Genomic DNA, 17980 nt, shown 5'->3' on the forward strand with positions numbered 1-17980 from the left:
AATTGTTTTATAGTGTATTTTTAATCGGTTTTATACGCTAACGCAAGCCGATTTTTTCAACCGCCGACTAAGCCGATTTTATAGCCAACGCCCCAGTTGAAACCCGATGCTCAGTGTATTGTTCCGATAGTTGTAATCGATCAAGCTTTCGCCGTAACCGTAAAACCACTGCACATACAGGTTGAGGTTGCGATGAATCGGGTAACTGTAGCCCAGTTCGAACGCACCTTTATTATCCTGAAAATCAAAGTTGTCGCGTAGCATGAAACTGAACTGGCTTTGCCCGTATTGCGTCACCCCCATGAACTCGACATTGCCCATATAATGGGTGATATCAGGGTTATCATCCTCACCTCGGTTTTCCGGCAAGCGCACCCAAGGCTTGACGATAAACGCCGAGTTTTCCGTTTCAAAAATAAAGCGTAGATAAGCCCGATTCCAAGACCGTGACAACTGGCCGGACTGACCGTTCGACTGATGCGATAAACCGACATCGATCATTCGATTACGCACCCCGAACACATCCCAGTCCATATCAAAACTCATCCAGACTTCCGGTTCATGGTTGGTTTCTCGAAACGGCGCGGAAATATTATGAGTATAAGCTTGCCAGAAAGAGCGGTTGGTGTACCCCACAAACAAATGGTCGCCCAAGCCCAATAAATCATTGGCCAATGGCACTTTTAAACTGATTTGAAACTTCACCTCGTAAGGTTCGAAAGACTCACCGTCCAGAGAGCTGTCACCCTGATAGGGCTTTTCATTAATGCCGGCGAAGTCATAGGAACCGAACAAAATATAATTGGCGCGATACAACTGCAAGGTGAATTGGTTGTACTGATTGCGTTTTTCGGCTTCGACCCGTTGATCCAAAGCACTTTTCGAATCCAGACCGGACGACTTGCGACACTGATTACGAATATCTTCAATGGTCGTGTCCGGGGCTTGTTCTTCAATGGCGATTTGAATACAGGTGGCGTCGTATTCACCATCATCGGATTTTGACCAGGCCTGGCCAAAAACAGCAAAAGCGGCGACGGCTAAGAGCCAACGGACAAACCGCCTCGGCTGCGGTGTCATTTAAAGTGCTCCGGCATTTTTTCCGACGCAACGCGATAGCCCAAGTCAATCATCTCCCGCGCCCGGTCAAACTCCATGGAACCGCAAGCATCACTGGCCACCTCCAGAAGTAGATCCGGCGGATAAGCGGCCAATTTTTGGCGGGCAATGGAGTTTTGCATCGAGTCAAACGCCAAATCCGCCACTTCATACACGGTTAAGTTCGAGGCATTCTCTTCCGCTCCGCCGTTCAGAAACGGTTGCAACCATTCGCCGACCTTATCGTAAATGCTTTCATCGTCTTCTCTCTTCTCGGAAGCCGTTTTTTCGGCCTGCAGATCGTCCAGCGTTTCCACCTTATCGTGCCCTTGCGGTTCACCGCTCAAACTCACCGCGATAATCCGGTCGGAATGGTCACTGAACGCCGGAGCAATCGGCACCGGATTCAGAACGCCGCCGTCGATCAAGTCCACGCCGTTATAGCGAAACGGCGTGAAGAACATCGGCAACGAAATCGACGCGCGAATCGCATCGAACAAACGGCCGGATTGCAACCAAACCTCTTTTTGGCGAACAATGTCGGTCGCCACCGCAGTATAGGCAATCGGTAAATCTTCAATCATCTGGTCGCCGACCAGCTCAATCAAGGCGTTCATGATTTTATCGCCTTTGACCAAACCGCTTTTTTGCCAGGAAATATCCAACAGCCCGACAATATCGACCTTACGGATATTGCAGAACCACTCTTCCACTTCGTCCAGTTTTCCGGCGGCGTAAGCGCCGCCAACCAACGCCCCCATCGAACACCCGGAAACCGAACAAATGTCATAGCCCTGTTCTTCCAGCCAGCGGATAACGCCAATATGTGCTAGGCCCCTGGCTCCGCCACTGCCCAATACCAGTGAAATACGTTTTCCTTGCGTTGTTTTTAGCGGCCTCTTGGTCGGCATCGGTGGTTTTTCCTCAAGCGCTTGCAATTGTTCGGATTGACGTTGCCCCGAGTGCATTTAAAACTCGGCAAAACAACTTGCTTAACTCTACCCGATTCCCCTCTTTTTGAAAAGCCATTCATGCCCTTTTAGAACTGCATTCTTGCGCTCTATCAGCCAGAGGTGACAAAGAATTAATACACCGGTCAGGCCTGGGTATTTTTGGTCTTTCGGCCAAACCTTCGCCTATAAATAATTTTTACCCTTACTTACAAACAATTATTATTTATACTTATTAAAAACAATGTTAAATAAAAGGCCGCAACACGCTGTTCATACCCACCTGTCAAAAGGAACGTTATATGAAACAAACATTAATGAAAGTCGCTTTTGTAAGCTTGCTACTGAGTTCGTTTTCAGCCACCTATGCTTCACAAAAACTGACCGCCGAAGAAGCCAATGCCATCGCGATTGAAACTTATATCTACGGTTATCCGCTGGTTTTATCCGGCATCACTCAAGATATCGGTCAAAATGTCACCAAACCGACCGGGACCAGCGCACCGATCAACCAGTTCGGCCACATGAATGTTTTTCCGGATGCCAGCTGGACCATCGTGGTTCGTCCCAACGCCGACACCCTCTACACCACCATGGGATATGATGTCACTAAAGAGCCGATTGTGATCAGCATCCCCGCTTCCAACGGCCGTTACTATTTATTGCAATTTCTGGATATGTGGAGCGACGTCTTCACCGTGCCGGGAAGTCGTACGACAGGGGACGATGCACTGACCTTTGCCATTGTCGGCCCAAACTGGCAAGGACAGCTTCCCGAGGGTGTGCATGAATACCGCAGCCCAACCGGCAGAGGATTACTGATTGGACGCACGCAGACAAATGGTAAAGCCGACTACAAAGCCGTACGCGCCTTCCAAAACGGTATGAAAGCCGTTCCTCTGAGCGCCTATGGCAAGCCCTATACTCCGCCAAAAGGCCACGTCAATCCGAACCAGGATATGAGTGCGCCACCCGATCAACTGGATAAAATGGATGCAAAAACCTTTTTCACGCGTTTCGCGGAAATGATGAAAGCCAACCCGCCTCACGCCAACGACTACCCGATGATTGACCGCATGAAGCAAATCGGCATCGTGCCGGGTGAATCTTTCGCATTCGACCAGGCGCCGAAAATCGTACAACAAGCACTGAACGCCGCGCCTAAAACGGCTTTGAAACAAATCAAAGCCGCCTGGAAAAGCGCCGGCGACTACGCCAACGGCTGGCGCACCAACATGACGGCCATCGGAACTTACGGCACCGACTACCTACATCGTGCGGGCGTCGCTTATGGCGGCTATGGCGCCAACGTTCCACAGGACGCAATTTACCCGACCACTTACGTCGACCAAGACGGCAAACCGCTGGACAGTGCCAAGCGTTACATCTTGCATTTCGACAAAGACAGCATCCCGCCGGTCAATGCATTCTGGTCTTTGACCATGTATAACGAACGCCAACTGTTCGCCGCCAACCCAATCCACCGTTATGCCATCGGTGACCGGGACAAACTCAAATTCAACGCAGACGGATCACTTGACCTCTACATTCAGCGTACTTCGCCAGGCAAAGACAAAGAGTCCAACTGGTTACCGACGCCAGCCAAAGGGGCTTTCAGCTTAGGAATGCGTCTTTACTGGCCAAAAGCCAAAGCGTTAAACGGCGGCTGGACACCGCCCGGCGTCCAGCCGGTCCAATAATCGCTGAATTGACGATTCCATGCCAATGAAACACCTCTGCCTCTGCATGCCAGTCGTGTTTCATATCAAGTCAAAAACCGTGAGCTTTGCGCAGCCAATATGCCGCGCAATGCACACGATAAATGGAGTATTCAAAGAATGAAAATCCCTTTCAATTTCACGAGATTCAGCCAAATCGGTATGGGACTGTTACTGGTTATGGCCGTCAACTTACCATTAGCCGCCGCCGACAAACCGGCAAAAACCGTCCATTTAGATAATTACAATTTGGCGACCAGCGACCTGTATTTTGCTAAATACGTTAAACGAGGCGCACTGGGAAAATTCGTACACAATCGTGAACCGGCGCCCATTGACCATCAAAACGTCATTCGCATGAACCGTGACACTCTTTATTCATTTGCCATTGTCGACCTCGACGCCGGGCCGGCCACGGTTGTGATGCCGAATCCCGACGGGCGCTTCATGTCAATACAGGTCATTGACGAAGAGCAATACTCCCCCGAAGTCATTTACAAACCCGGTTCTTATACCTTTACCCGTCAGGATATTGGCACACGATATGTCCTGTTTATGGCTCGTACGTTCATGAACCCGAACAGCCAAGCCGACTTGAAAAAAGTGCACGCACTTCAAGACAAGTTGCAAATAAAGCAGGCGACAAAAGGGACTTTTGAAATCCCGAATTGGGACACGGCTTCTCAAAAACGGTTGACCGATGCGCTAAACGATCTTTCTTTGGCCAACGGCGGCGTGAATACCGCGAAAATGTTCGGGCCGAGAGGGCAAGTGGATGAATTGATGCACTTATTGGGCAGTGCCGGTGGCTGGGCCGGTAACCCGCGAAAAGACGCCATTTACCTGACCGTTGTGCCGGCAAAAAATGATGGTAAAACGCCTTATCGATTGGATGTCAAAGACGTCCCAGTTGACGGCTTCTGGTCCATCAGCCTGTACAACAAAGCAGGGTATTACCAAAAAAATCCGTATAACGCTTACTCACTGAACAACATCACGGCCACGCCAAATAAAGACGGTTCTTTCACCGTCTGGTTCGGGCAGTGCGACCAGCATCAAACCAATTGTTTACCGACGATGCCCGGGTGGAATCTGATCGTGCGACTTTATCGACCACACGAATCCATTCTGAACGGTTCTTGGACGTTCCCGAACCCGGTACCGGTTAAATAAAATCCTACATTCAAAAACATGAAAACCGCTGGCCAGGTTTCCCCGACCAGCGGTTTTTCGTTTTTAGGGTTGGCAATATGTGCCATCAAGACAAAGAAAAGCAAACGTAGAGAAACACTTCACTCTCGATGATAGGGATGGTTTTGCAGCACCGACCAGGCCCGATAAATTTGCTCCGCTACCAGCACGCGTACCAGGGGATGTGGCAACGTCAATTTCGACAAGCCCCACTTCCATTCGGCTTGCTGTATCAGCTCCGGGGCCAAGCCATCAGGACCGCCCACGACCAACGCCACGTCCTGGCCGGAAGCCAACCAATCGTCCAGTTTTTGTGAAAACTGCACCGTGGTCGTTTGCTGCCCATGTTCGTCCAACACCACCAATTGACACCCTTTGGGCAAGACCGCCAGAATCCGTTTGGCTTCTTCCGCCTTGTAGTGCGCCACCGACCCGCTTTTGCCGCGCGTTGCCATGGGCAATTCGACCAACTTCAACGAACAGGCTTTCGGCAAACGTTTGGCATATTCCGTATAGCCGTCCTGCACCCATCGCGGCATTTTCTGCCCGATGACAATAAAATGGATAATCACGACAGATTCAATTCAGCTCGCCAGCTCTAAGCATTGGCGGAACTTTTTTCCGAGGCTTCACCCGGCTTGATATTCCACAGTTTTTCCAACTGATAATGCGCCCGCGCCGATTCGGTCATGATGTGCACAACGGCACCGCCCAAATCCACCAAGACCCAATCCGGTTCCGGTCCGGCTTCAACACCAATCGGTGGTTCGCCGGCATCCTTGAAGGCTTGCGCCAAGGCATTACCGGTTGATTTCACATGCGTGGTCGAGGTCCCAGTCGCCACCACCATACGATCGGTGAACGAACACAACCCGGCGACATCCAACACTTGAATATCACGTGCTTTGCTGTCTTCCAGCGTACTGACGATTAAATCTTCCATTTGCTGCAAATCCATCATAAAGACTTCTGCCCTCTTATTGGTAAAGTTGATGTTGTCGAATATAGTCTGCCACACTTTGCGGCATCAAGTAGTCCACCGGCTCCCCTTTTTTCAAATAGTCCCGCAAGGCTGTGGCACTTAAATCCAGTTGCGTGATGGGTAAGTCGATAATCTGCCCGTGACCTTCGGTCAGACGTTCCACCCAATGGTTCTGTAAAATCGCTTCCACGCCACCGTCCGACGGCAAGGGTTCGCCGGGGCGATGCGTCACTACAATATTCGCCAAGGCCAAAATACCCTGCCAGTCATGCCAGGAATCAAACTTGGCGAAAGCATCGGTGCCCATCATCAACACCAATGTCGCACTCGGCATCTGCTGCTTTAAGGCACGCAAGGTATCCACCATATAAGACGGACCGCCGCGATCGATTTCAATGGTATCGAGCTGGAATTTGGGTTGGGATTGGATTGCCAGACGCACCATATCGCAACGTTGCTGAGCCGTCGCAGAAGGCGAATCTCGATGAACAGGCTGATAGGCCGGGATGAAACGCATTTCATCCAAATGCAATGCAGTTAGAACTTCGAGTGCCGGGCGCAGATGACCGAAATGAATCGGGTCAAAGGTGCCGCCATTGATGCCGATGAGTCGTTTGATGTGCAAAAAAGTGTCTCTTGAACGTTTTTTGGTATTATAGCAATTATGTCAAACAATCAAGTGACAATTCCCGAAATCCCAGCCGAGCTGGAAAGCACCCTATACCAACTGCTCTCCGAACGGAGCGGTATCAAGGAATACGACCTGATGAAAGCCCTGGTCGACGCCGGATTTTCCGAGTTCACGCCCGACCTCGACCCGCTGGCGATGTTCCAGTCGCATTTTCTGCTGTTTCACCTGCTGTATCGTTTGCAGGCCAAATGGCTTCGCAACGGCCAAGGGTCACTCAGCATTCATACCTTAGCGATTGAATTGACACCGGCGTCCGCCATTTCCGACCAGGCCTGGCAAAATGCACAACAAGCGTTAGCGGTTGAAGACGGCGTGCGGGATTATTATCTGGATTATGCCGAGTTTCTGAGCACGCAGGAAAGCGATGTGATTGAACTCATCGCCGGGTTCTGGCGAGATTTCGGGCAAGGTACGAATACGACCATGGCGGCCAGCGAAACCGACCTTGGGACGGCCAAGCGGCAACTGGACATTCAGGACACCACCGAGTCGCTGACAGTGACCTTAGTGAACCGCCAATATCGCAAACTCTCGCAGCGTCACCACCCGGATAAGGGAGGCGAAGCCGAACAGTTTCACGCCATCAGCGAAGCCCGCGAATGCCTGTTAGGTTATTTGGCTAGGCGGGCGAAATAAGACAGAAAACCGCTGAACGACGCCAGCGGAGTTTCGTGAATTATTCGCGAATCGTCCCGTCGCCCAAGACAATGTATTTCTGCGAGGTCAAGCCTTCCAGGCCCACCGGGCCACGGGCATGGAACTTATCGGTACTGATGCCGATTTCCGCCCCCAAACCGTATTCGAAGCCGTCGGCAAAACGGGTAGACGCATTCACCATCACCGAGCTGGAATCCACTTGCGCCAGGAAGCGGCGCGAGGTAGTCAGGTTTTCGGTAATGATGGATTCGGTATGCCCCGAGCTGTACTGGGCAATGTGATCCATCGCCTCTTCCACGTCCTGGACCACTCGAATCGATAAAATGGCGTCCAAATATTCCGTCGCCCAATCCGATTCGGTCGCCGGCGCCATGTCGACAAAGCCGCGTGTTTTTTCGCAACCGCGCAATTCCACGCCTTTCTCAACGAACATTTTCGCCAAGCCTGGCAGAATTTCCGCCGCACGCGATTCGGCCACCAACAGGGTTTCCATCGCATTGCACACCCCGTAACGATGCGTTTTGGCATTGAACGCCACTTTCACCGCTTTATCGGCATCGGCGTCGGTATCGATGTACACATGGCAAATACCGTCCAAGTGTTTGATGACCGGCACTTTCGCGCCCTGGCTGATGCGCTCGATCAAGCCTTTTCCGCCGCGCGGGATAATGACGTCGACAAATTCCGGCATGGCGATCATTTCACCCACCGCCGCACGATCGGTGGTTTCCACCACTTGCACCGACGCTTCCGGTAGCCCGGCGTCGCGCAACGCGCCCTGGATGCACTTGGCCAAAGCACGGTTGGAATACGCCGCTTCGGAACCGCCGCGCAACAAGGCCGCGTTACCGGATTTCAAGCACAAGGCCGCGGCGTCAATGGTGACGTTCGGACGGGATTCATAGATGATGCCCACCACACCCAACGGCACGCGCATTTTGCCGACCTGAATGCCGGACGGCAGATAATTCATATCGGAAATCTCACCGATGGGATCGTTCAACGCCGCAATTTGACGCAGGCCTTCCGCCATGCCGGCAATGACCTTATCGGTCAAGGCCAAACGGTCCAACATCGCTGACTCCAGTCCATTGGCTTTGCCTTGTTCCAAATCCTTGGCGTTTTCCGCTTTTAAGCTGTCGGCATTGGTTTCCAGCGCCGTGGCAATTTTCAACAACGCATCGTTTTTTTGCTTGGTCGGCGCCACGGTCAGCTGGCGCGAAGCGCCTCTGGCTTGCTGACCAAGTTGTTGCATATACTGTTTAATGTCCGATATTTGTTGCGTCATAATCCTTTCCAAGTGTCTTATTCAACTGATTCAATTATTTGATCGTGCGTTTGCGAATGTTCGGTTTCGTGCTTGCCTTGTGGAGCGGCTCATCGTGCAATTTGGCTGACCAACTCCGAAAGGCCCAGCCATTCATCGCCCGGTCGCACGCCTTTGATGGTCAAATCCACTTGCAAGGCCACATTCAACAGGCTTTGCCAATAGACCAGGTCATGCCGTTGCAAGGCCGCGCTGAACTCCCCCTGTTTCGACGACCAAATGCGGAGTTGCTTAAACGCCTGAGGCAAACTCATGGTTTGCTGCTTTTGGGCGATGTCGATTAACTGCCGCAAATCCTTAGCCAATAGCCACAGCACCACCGGGGCTTCCAGCCCTTCCTGTTGCAGGCGATGCAGGATTTGCAACGCATATTGGGTACGTCCGTACAGCATGGCGGTGCTTAACGAAAACAACTGATAATGCGCCTGATCGGCCACATTATCAATAATGTTCTGTGGCGTCAAGACGGTGTTCGGCGGGAAAAACAACGCCAGTTTTTCGATTTCCTGATCCGCCGCCAGCAGGTTGCCTTCCACCCGTTCCGCCAGCAAACCGGCCGCTTCGTCTTCCAATGCCAGCCCCGATTCCTGGGCGCGTTGTTGACACCATTTCACCAGGCCTGGCCCTTCGATGGGCTTGGACTGCACCACCCAGCCGTGGGCTTCAATGGCTTGCACCCATTTGGATTTCATCTGGCGACCGTCAAGCTTTTCGCACAACACCACCAGACAGATTTCCGGCGGCGTATCGTGCATGGCATTGGCCCATTCCTGGATAAAAGCCCCGCCATCTTTGCCCGGTGCGCCTTTCGGCATGTCCAACTCGATGATGCGACGCTCGGCAAACAGACTCCCGGCCTGGGTGTCCATTTTCAAATCGGCCCATTTGAAATTGGCGTCCACTTCATAACGGTCGCGCTGCCAATATTCCTGGCCCTTCAACACGTCGCGCAGCGCATCCAATGAACGGCGGATATACAACGGCTCTTCGCCGTAAATCAGCGTAATCGGCTTAATCTCGAAATTCGGGGTTTGCAGTTGCTTTAAAAACGCCGGCGCCATGATCATAGGCTGAATCCTTCTCCGTTAATCATTTCGCTGGCTCGGCCCGCGCTCGATTAATGCGGTCGATGATCTGCGATGCGATGTCCGCGGCCATTTGTTGCTGAATCGACATTAACTCACGATTCGATGCCAAGGCCGCCGAATTATCAATCCGTCGATCGCGGAAAGCCTGTACCGATGTATCCAGAATCTCTTTTTCCGTCGCGACTTCCTGCACGTGAATCGGCTGCGCCATTTTAATCAGTTCGGAAGCGGCATCCCCTTGGCCGCTGATACTGGTCCGCGAGGTAGTGTACTGGGTCGGCGAAAAGCGCAAAATCACTTCGGCTTGAGCCGCATTATCGACGACTTTCACGTCGGTCGACGTCAACTGCATTTTCAAAGCACGCAAAATATCCGGGCGCACACCGCCGGTGCTTTCGAACTTAATGGACTCGAACCCGGCCACCGCATTCGGCCCGGTGCCTTTCAAATGGAAACCGCAAGCCGTCAGACTCAACGCCAAACCGATGACGGCCAGCCAGTGCCAAAACGCCCAGGCCTGGCGATTTTTACCATACACACTTGCCATTTGACGGCTCCTCAATTTCCATTCCATCACTTTTTCGCTTCCATATTGTCTTCACCGACAATCGAAACAAAGCGAATCTTCAACCCTTTACCACCAGGTTCACCAAGCGCCCCGGCACTACGATTTCCTTAACGATTTCTTTGCCTTCGATGAACTTTTGCGCCTGCTCGTTGGCCTTGGCCGCGGCCAGGATGGTGCCCTTATCGGCATCCGCCGCCACTTCCACTTTACCGCGCAACTTACCGTTGACCTGAATCATCATTTCAATTTCGTCTTTCACCAACGCGGATTCATCCACTTTTGGCCAGGCCTGGGTCAATACCAGACCGTCATGTCCTAAGGCTTTCGTCAAGTCTTCCCACAAGGCTTGCGAAATATGCGGCGTCATCGGCGACAACATCAACACCAGGCTTTCCAGTGCCTCCTGCACCACCGCACGTCCGGCGTCGGATTCGTCCTTGAAACGGCTAATATCATTCACCAATTCCATCATCGCCGCAATGGCGGTATTGAAATGCATACGGCGCCCCATGTCGTCAGACACTTTCTGTAAGGTCGCATGCAGCTTCAAGCGCAAGGCTTTCTGTTCTTTATCCAATCCGTCATTATCCGTACTGGCGGTCACGGCGCCTTGCGCCACATGACCTTGCACCAAACGCCACACTCGATTCAAGAAGCGATGCGCGCCTTCCACGGCAGAATCGGACCATTCCAGGGTTTGCTCCGGCGGCGACGCGAACATAATGTAGAGTCGCAAGGTATCGGCCCCGTACTGGTCTATGAGCACCTGAGGGTCGATGCCGTTGTTTTTCGACTTGGACATTTTTATGACGCCGCCGTACTGTACTTCAGTACCGTCGCTCTTCAAGTGCCCTTTAATCACCGCACCTTTATCGTCCTTAACCGGCTCAACATCCAACGGCGAATACCAGGTTTGTTTGCCTTTTTCGTCTTGGCTGAACCAGCTTTCCGCCAGCACCATGCCTTGCGTCAACAGGTTTTTAAATGGTTCGTCGGACGACACCAACCCTTCGTCACGCATCAATTTATGGAAGAAGCGCGCGTAAAGCAGATGCAGAATCGCATGCTCGATGCCACCGATGTATTGATCCACCGGCAACCAATGATCGGCCGCTTCTTTATCCAACATCGCATCGTCGGTGTGGCGCGAGGTATAACGTGCGTGATACCAGGACGACTCGAAGAAGGTATCGAAGGTATCGGTTTCCCGTTTGGCCGGGCCGCCGCATTGTGGACAGTCGCAACGCTTAAAGCTGTCGAGCTTGGCCAATGGCGAACCGGAACCGTCCGGCACGATGTCTTCCGGCAAACGCACCGGCAGGTCTTTTTCCGGCACCGGCAAAGCACCGCAGGCCGGGCAATAAATCACCGGAATCGGGCAGCCCCAATAACGCTGACGGGAAATCCCCCAATCGCGCAAACGGAAATTGGTTTGTTTTTCACCCAAGCCCAATTCATTCAAAGCTTTCGCCATTTCATGCAAGGCTTGTTTGGATTTCAAACCGTCGAATTGACCGGAATTGATTAACACCCCTTTCTCGGTGTAAGCCGCTTCGGAGACATCCGGGACTTCGTCCGCTTTCGGTGCGATGACGGTTTTCATCGGCAAATCGTACGCTTTGGCGAATTCATAATCACGCTGATCGTGTGCCGGCACCGACATCACCGCGCCGGTTCCATACCCCATCAAGACAAAGTTCGCCGCCCAGACCGGCAGCTCTTCGCCGGTGATCGGGTGTTTGACGCGGATACCGGTATCGACGCCTTTTTTCTCCATGGTTTCCATGTCCGCTTCGGCGGTGGAAATATGCGAGCATTCTTCAATAAAGCGTTCCAGCGGTTCATTGTTCAACGAGGCTTTACGCGCCCACGGATGGTCGGCCGCGACCGCCACATAAGTGACCCCCATCAATGTATCCGGGCGGGTGGTATAGACTTTCAGATTGCCGTTGGACGCGTCCAAACCGGACGCAACCGGGAATTCGATTTCCAACCCGGTGGATTTACCGATCCAGTTCTTCTGCATGGTTTTGACCTGCTCCGGCCAACCGTCCAACTGATCCAAATCCTGCAACAATTCTTCGGCATAATCGGTGATGCGCAGGAACCATTGCGCGATTTCCTTACGCTCCACCGGCGCTCCCGAGCGCCAGCCTTTACCGTCGATGACCTGTTCGTTGGCCAACACCGTCTGATCGATCGGGTCCCAGTTCACCACCGACAGTTTTCGATACACCAACCCTTTTGACATCAAGCGAGTGAACAACCATTGTTCCCAGCGGTAATATTCAGGGTGACACGTCGCCACCTCACGGTCCCAGTCATAGCCCAGCCCCAGTGACTTCAACTGATTACGCATGTAATCGATGTTCTGATACGTCCATTTTGCCGGTGCCACCTTATGATCCATGGCGGCATTTTCCGCCGGCAAGCCGAACGCATCCCAGCCCATCGGCTGCAACACATTTTTGCCCTGCATACGCTGAAAGCGTGAAACCACATCACCGATGGTATAGTTACGGACATGCCCCATGTGCAACTTACCACTCGGGTAAGGAAACATGGAAAGACAGTAGAATTTTTCACGGCTATCGTCTTCGGTGGCGGTGAAAACACCCTCCTCTTCCCAGACCTTCTGAATGGCCGTTTCAAGTGTTTGAGGTTGGTAATCGTTTGTCGATTCAGGCATGGATTCTGTTGTCATGTCACGCGTTCTTTTTGGTATGATTGAAAGATAAAGGGGCGCCTCGATGACCCCTTGTGGATTCTGGCAACGCCAAGTTAGGCAGATCAAGGCGAGAAGCTGAAGAAATGTCTAGACCTTGCAAAGCTTCACAACGCAGAGCTGGCTAACTTGGCGTTGCCCCTTTGGGCGAGCCTGAAAGGCGACTTCTTCGTTGTTGTGAATCTTGACCTTAGCACACTAAGGCCTGCGATTCCCGCCTAGAATAAGTCGCCTTTCTGTCTCGCAGAATCTCACCAGGGGCTATTCGAGGCGCCCCAAATGCGGATAATTATAACAAATTAGAGGACCGATACATGAGCGAAAATAAAATGCTGGCCGCCTACCGCCACTTGTTGGAACAAGCCAAAGAATCGATGATTCGCGCCGACATGAAAAGCTGGGATTTGCTTGGCCAGGCGGTGGAAAAAGTCCAGCAGGAAGAAAGCGTTCTTGAACAGTTGACCGACAAACAACTGGAACAGGTTCAGGAAGACGTCAAAGCCGACATCCACAAAATCGCCGAGTATCTGAATGACTTTGATAAAGGTGTGGAAGAGTTCATCGACATGGATTTACCGGTCATTGAACAGTATTTGGAAGAAAAAGCCCTCAGCTTGGCCGACCCGACGGAACTGATGATTCTACGCTTACGCATCAACGCCGCCATGAGTGCCGAGTAAGCCCAAAACAACCAGGCCTGGTCAAAACCGAGCCAGACGCCAATCAGTCTTCAGCCGTCGTTTTTCTCGACGGGCGGGCTTGAAGCTTTAGGGCACCTCGATTAACCCCCAATAAATTCTGGCAACGCCAAGTTTGACAGATCAAGGCGTGAACGTGAAGGAATGTCTAGACCTTGCAAACGTTCACAACGCAGAGCTGGCGAACTTGGCTAAGCCCCTTCGGGCGGGGCTTAAAGGCCACTTCTTCGTTGTTGTGACTCTTGGCCATAGAATGACTAAGACCGGCGAGTCACGCCTAGAATAAGTAGCCTTTAAGTCCCGCAGAATTTTATTCGGGGTTAATCGAGGTGCCCTTTAACCACACCAACAGCCCCAACACACCGAACATCAAAATAAGAATCGGCCATTGGCGCCACTGCACAAACGGCGTTTCGCCTTCATAAGGCTGCACTTCGCCGCGAAGCACTCCGGTTTCATATGGTGGAATTTCCGCTTTCAACTGCCCGTTGGTCCCGACGATAATGGTGTAACCGGTATTGGTGCTGCGGGCGATTTCACGCCCCAGTTCCAAAGCGCGCATTTGCACGTCCTGAACCTGTTGCGCCGGTTCTAACGTGTGTGCAAACCAAGCGTCGTTACTGACGGTAATCAGGAAATCCGCTTGGCGCGCGGAATCAATCAATTCTTCACCAAACGCCATTTCATAACAGACCGATAACCCAACCGGATGTCCGCCCAACGTCATCGGGGCCTGATCGTCTGCGCCGGGCGTGAACTCGGAAAACGGAATATTAAACAGTTCGCTCAACGGCTGTAAAACACTGGAAAATGGGAAAAACTCGCTGAACGGCACCAAGTGCTTTTTCTGATATTGCTGCTCGGGATTATGTGCATTCACGATGGCGTTGTAATAATGACGGTGACTGTCATCACGCGTAATAACGCCGAGCAAAATATCGGTATTCAGCAATTGCGCATCTCGAATAAAGGACCGTAACGCACCGCGTTCCACCACATCATAATAAGCCGGCACCGCGGTTTCCGGCCAGACAACAATGTCCGCATCCAGGTTTTGTTTCGTCAAGCCGACATAGCGTTTCAGCGTGGGCAAGAATTCCTTCGACAGCCATTTATCGTCCTGCGGCACATTTCCTTGCAACAGCGCGACCTCAACCGGTTTCTCCTTAGGCGTGACCCATTCGACATTCTTTAAGCTGGCACCGGTCAACCACAGCACGGCCAACACCAAACTTGCACCCACCCAGGCACGCGACTGAACCAACCAAAGCAAAATGCCCGCTGTGATGGCCACTGCCCAACTGACGCCCAGCACACCAAACACCGGCGCATAGCCGTCCAGCCAAGTCATCAAATGCGTATTGCCGGTCATCAAAAACGGAAAACCGCCGAACAAGGTCGCTCTGACCCATTCCGCAAACACCCACACGGCCGGCATGACCACCACCCAGTTAAAGCCTTGACGCTGAGCCGTTTTCAAACGGGCCACCAACCAACCGGCTAAAATGAAATACAGGGTCAAGAACAATATGAAACACAGTACCGCCAACACCGACAGCACCAGATTCATTTCCGCATAAAGATAGATACTGGAAATCAGCCAACTGACGCCCGTTCCGAAATACCCCAACCCGAAGCCCAAACCAATTTGCATCGATTGAAACGGCGTTTCGGCTTTTTGCCACAGCCAGAACAAGCCGCCCAGTGAAATCAGGGCCAACGGGGCAATGGCGACCGGAGCATGGGCGAACACCATAACCGCACCAAGCAGAATCGCGCTGAGCATGGGCTTATTGGGTTTGAAAAAAGAAAAGAATCGCTTCATATCGGCAGACGAAAGGCGCTATGACTTCTCCTGAGATTCGACACTTTCAGGCGTTTCGGCTGATGGTTCAGCTTCGGCCGCGTCTTCTTCGACCTCATCAAACACCGAGCGTTCTTCAACCAAAAAGCTTTCCACGCGGCGCTCATCGGCCTTGAAGACGGTGAACTGAAGCCCTTCAATCTCAAACACTTCACCTTCTTCTGGAATTTTGCCAAGACGTTTGGAGACCATGCCGCCGATGGTTTCCAACAGTTCATCTTCAAAAACGGTATTGAAAAATTTATTGAATTCATCCAGTGAGGTGATGGCTTTAACGGAATAGGCACCGGACAAATGTTTTTGAATATTGTCGTCGTCTTCATCATGTTCGTCTTCAATATCACCGACGATTTGTTCCAGAACATCCTCAATGGTGACCAATCCGGCCACTTCACCGTATTCGTCCACCACCAAAGCCATGTGATTGCGACTGTTTTTGAATTCCCGCAGCAAGACGTTCAAACGCTTGCTTTCCGTCACCAAGGCCGGGGTACGATACAGTTCGACCAACTGGGATTTATCCGTCAATTCATGCTTAACCACGGCACGCAACACGTCCTTGGCCAGCAAAATCCCGATGACTTCGTCGGTTTCGGCGGAAATCACCGGATAACGCGAGTGAGCGGCATCCAACATTTTCTCCAGAATGACATCCAGTTCATCCGCTTCGTCCACACAAGACATTTGCACTTTCGGAATCATCACATCGCGCACGCGCGCTTCCGAAACGTTCAAAACCCCTTGAATCATTAAGAGCGCGTCTTTATCAATCAAGTCCTGCGCTTGTGCTTCCTGCAAAAATGAATCCAAATCTTCCCGACTCTCCGGCTCGTCTGAAAAAAGCTTCGATAGCTTTTCAAACCACGAAGAGCCGCTACTACTGTCACTCATGGGTTTTTCTCACTCCCGTTACATTACACAATTGGTTTTCAGCCAAGTTATTGGCCTCGCGTTTAACCCTAATCTTTTTCATAAGGGCCTTCAAATCCGAGGCCTCTAAGAATTTCCGTTTCCAGCGCTTCCATTTCATTAGCCTCATCGTCTTCCAGATGATCCATGCCTTGAAGGTGTAGGCAACCATGGACAATCATATGCGCCCAGTGGGCCATCATCGCTTTATTTTGCTCGGCCGCTTCCGCTTCGACCACCGCGGCGCTGATGACCAAATCCCCTAAATAAGGCAGCTCTTCGCCCAAATCCACCAGGCCTGGCGGATTTTCAAACGGGAAAGACAGCACATTGGTGGGCTTGTCTTTTCCCCGATAATCGCGATTAAGCTGTTGAATTTCTGCTCGATCCACCAAGCGAATCGTCAATTCGGTTTCGCCCATTCCCCAATCTTCCAGCAGGGCGGCATCCACCCACTCCAGACATTGCTCGAACGTTGGCAAATCGGCTTCGTCGACTTCGTCGGTCGCCACCTGAAAATCCAAATGTATCATTTTGCCGCACTCCTTCTGTCGAATTGATCATAAGCTTGAACAATTTTCTGAACCAGATTGTGTCGAACCACGTCCTTGGATTGATAGAAAGTGAAGCCGATTTCCGGCACACCTTCCAGCACTTCAATCACATGTCTGAGACCGGATTTTTGGTTTTTCGGTAAATCGCACTGCGTGATGTCGCCGGTAATCACCGCCTTGGAACCGAAACCGATACGGGTCAGGAACATTTTCATCTGTTCGGTGGTGGTGTTTTGGGCTTCATCCAAAATAATAAACGACTCGTTTAGAGTACGGCCGCGCATAAAGGCCAAAGGCGCGATTTCGATCACATGCTTTTCCATCAGGCGCTCGACGGTGTCGAAGCCCAACATTTCAAACAAGGCATCGAACAACGGGCGCAGATACGGATCCACCTTTTGATTCAAATCGCCCGGCAAGAACCCCAGCTTTTCACCGGCTTCCACTGCCGGGCGCGTGAGGACGATGCGGCGCACTTCTTCATTTTCCAGCGCTTCCACCGCAGTGGCAACCGCCAAATAGGTTTTACCGGTACCGGCCGGGCCAATGCCGAAACTGACGTCGTAATCCTTGACCGATTGAATGTAATTGGCTTGATTGGCATTACGCGTACGAATGACTTTCTTGCGAGTTTTAATCAATAACTGCTCGTCGCTCATGGTTTTGGCTTCATCGAACCCGAGCGATTGCAGCGCCAAGTGAATCCTCGAAGGGTCCAGCACCTCTTTTTGCGCCGTGTCATACAGGTCGCGCAAAAACTGTTCGGCTTTGACGATGCGATCGCCCAAACCGGTGACACTGAACTGAAATCCGAGATGGTTGATTTCCACCCCCAAACGCAACTCCAGCTGCGACAAATGCTCACTCTGCCAGCCACACAGGTTGACCAGAGCGTCGTTGTTTTCAGGCGATAGATAAAATTGTACGGTATGAAGCGTTGTCAACGGGCTTAACCACCAG

17 protein-coding genes are annotated in these 17980 nt (G+C 51.9%); 4 read left to right on the forward strand and 13 right to left on the reverse strand.

Translation table 11 applies throughout. The features are described from left to right. Window positions 1–78 precede the first annotated feature (78 nt). Both AYJ59_RS10770 and AYJ59_RS10775 read right to left on the reverse strand, forming a co-directional pair. Window positions 79–1080, reverse strand: a complete 1002-nt coding sequence (locus tag AYJ59_RS10770) for a phospholipase A (protein ID WP_127120085.1) — start codon at window positions 1078–1080, stop codon at window positions 79–81. Then, window positions 1077–2066: a patatin-like phospholipase family protein gene (locus tag AYJ59_RS10775; RefSeq protein ID WP_237260327.1), complete on the reverse strand. Its 990-nt coding sequence runs from the start codon at window positions 2064–2066 to the stop codon at window positions 1077–1079. Before AYJ59_RS10775 ends, AYJ59_RS10770 begins: the two co-directional genes overlap by 4 nt. Before the next feature lie 284 nt (window positions 2067–2350). On the opposite strand from AYJ59_RS10775, the gene AYJ59_RS10780 reads away from it, so the two are divergent. Together AYJ59_RS10780 and AYJ59_RS10785 are read left to right on the forward strand one after the other, a co-directional pair. Further along, window positions 2351–3748 carry a DUF1254 domain-containing protein gene (locus AYJ59_RS10780; RefSeq protein ID WP_127120086.1) on the forward strand — a complete coding sequence of 466 codons (1398 nt, stop codon included), beginning with the start codon at window positions 2351–2353 and terminating at the stop codon, window positions 3746–3748. 138 nt (window positions 3749–3886) lie between these two features. Continuing rightward, window positions 3887–4939 carry a DUF1214 domain-containing protein gene (locus tag AYJ59_RS10785; RefSeq protein WP_206197877.1) on the forward strand — a complete coding sequence of 351 codons (1053 nt, stop codon included), beginning with the start codon at window positions 3887–3889 and terminating at the stop codon, window positions 4937–4939. A 119-nt stretch (window positions 4940–5058) separates the two neighbouring features. Here AYJ59_RS10785 and rlmH read toward each other — a convergent pair whose 3' ends face one another. From rlmH to nadD, 3 genes are read right to left on the reverse strand one after another with little or no spacing between them, the layout of a single operon-like run. Further along, window positions 5059–5529 carry a 23S rRNA (pseudouridine(1915)-N(3))-methyltransferase RlmH gene (gene rlmH, locus AYJ59_RS10790; RefSeq protein ID WP_029939769.1) on the reverse strand — a complete coding sequence of 157 codons (471 nt, stop codon included), beginning with the start codon at window positions 5527–5529 and terminating at the stop codon, window positions 5059–5061. Between the two features lie 26 nt (window positions 5530–5555). Next, a complete protein-coding gene (gene rsfS, locus AYJ59_RS10795; RefSeq protein WP_029939768.1) occupies window positions 5556–5918 on the reverse strand; it encodes a ribosome silencing factor in 363 nt (120 codons plus the stop codon). Between the two features lie 16 nt (window positions 5919–5934). Then, the gene (gene nadD, locus AYJ59_RS10800) at window positions 5935–6564 is read right to left on the reverse strand and encodes a nicotinate-nucleotide adenylyltransferase (RefSeq protein WP_127120087.1); all 630 of its coding nucleotides are present in this window, start codon (window positions 6562–6564) and stop codon (window positions 5935–5937) included. A gap of 39 nt (window positions 6565–6603) precedes the next feature. On the opposite strand from nadD, the gene AYJ59_RS10805 reads away from it, so the two are divergent. Continuing rightward, window positions 6604–7266, forward strand: a complete 663-nt coding sequence (locus tag AYJ59_RS10805) for a DNA-J related domain-containing protein (RefSeq protein ID WP_029939766.1) — start codon at window positions 6604–6606, stop codon at window positions 7264–7266. A 40-nt stretch (window positions 7267–7306) separates the two neighbouring features. Here AYJ59_RS10805 and AYJ59_RS10810 read toward each other — a convergent pair whose 3' ends face one another. From AYJ59_RS10810 to leuS, 4 genes are all read right to left on the reverse strand, one after another. Next, a complete protein-coding gene (locus AYJ59_RS10810; protein ID WP_127120088.1) occupies window positions 7307–8575 on the reverse strand; it encodes a glutamate-5-semialdehyde dehydrogenase in 1269 nt (422 codons plus the stop codon). Window positions 8576–8664: 89 nt separating this feature from the next. Beyond that, the gene (gene holA, locus AYJ59_RS10815; protein ID WP_127120089.1) at window positions 8665–9681 is read right to left on the reverse strand and encodes a DNA polymerase III subunit delta; all 1017 of its coding nucleotides are present in this window, start codon (window positions 9679–9681) and stop codon (window positions 8665–8667) included. 22 nt (window positions 9682–9703) lie between these two features. Continuing rightward, window positions 9704–10249 (reverse strand): LPS-assembly lipoprotein LptE, encoded by a 546-nt coding sequence (locus AYJ59_RS10820; protein WP_164730766.1) that lies wholly within the window; start codon window positions 10247–10249, stop codon window positions 9704–9706. Window positions 10250–10328: 79 nt separating this feature from the next. Beyond that, window positions 10329–12974, reverse strand: coding sequence for a leucine--tRNA ligase (gene leuS / locus AYJ59_RS10825; protein ID WP_127120091.1), 2646 nt, complete (start codon window positions 12972–12974; stop codon window positions 10329–10331). A 335-nt stretch (window positions 12975–13309) separates the two neighbouring features. Here leuS and AYJ59_RS10830 point away from each other — a divergent pair, with 335 nt between their 5' ends. Further along, window positions 13310–13675 carry a zinc ribbon-containing protein gene (locus tag AYJ59_RS10830; protein WP_029939761.1) on the forward strand — a complete coding sequence of 122 codons (366 nt, stop codon included), beginning with the start codon at window positions 13310–13312 and terminating at the stop codon, window positions 13673–13675. Between the two features lie 328 nt (window positions 13676–14003). Here AYJ59_RS10830 and lnt read toward each other — a convergent pair whose 3' ends face one another. The 4 genes from lnt to AYJ59_RS10850 all read right to left on the reverse strand — a co-directional run bounded on the left by lnt (window position 14004) and on the right by AYJ59_RS10850 (window position 17964). After that, the gene (gene lnt, locus AYJ59_RS10835; RefSeq protein WP_237260328.1) at window positions 14004–15518 is read right to left on the reverse strand and encodes an apolipoprotein N-acyltransferase; all 1515 of its coding nucleotides are present in this window, start codon (window positions 15516–15518) and stop codon (window positions 14004–14006) included. 18 nt (window positions 15519–15536) lie between these two features. Continuing rightward, the gene (locus AYJ59_RS10840; protein WP_127120092.1) at window positions 15537–16448 is read right to left on the reverse strand and encodes an HlyC/CorC family transporter; all 912 of its coding nucleotides are present in this window, start codon (window positions 16446–16448) and stop codon (window positions 15537–15539) included. Window positions 16449–16516: 68 nt separating this feature from the next. After that, window positions 16517–16999 (reverse strand): rRNA maturation RNase YbeY, encoded by a 483-nt coding sequence (ybeY, locus tag AYJ59_RS10845; protein WP_127120093.1) that lies wholly within the window; start codon window positions 16997–16999, stop codon window positions 16517–16519. Next, entirely contained in the window at window positions 16996–17964 is a 969-nt protein-coding gene (locus AYJ59_RS10850) for a PhoH family protein (RefSeq protein ID WP_127120094.1), read from the reverse strand. Before AYJ59_RS10850 ends, ybeY begins: the two co-directional genes overlap by 4 nt. Between the last annotated feature and the right edge of the window lie 16 nt (window positions 17965–17980).

The sequence above is a fragment of the Thiomicrospira sp. S5 genome (genome assembly GCF_003991075.1).
Taxonomy (GTDB): Bacteria; Pseudomonadota; Gammaproteobacteria; order Thiomicrospirales; family Thiomicrospiraceae; genus Hydrogenovibrio; species Hydrogenovibrio thermophilus.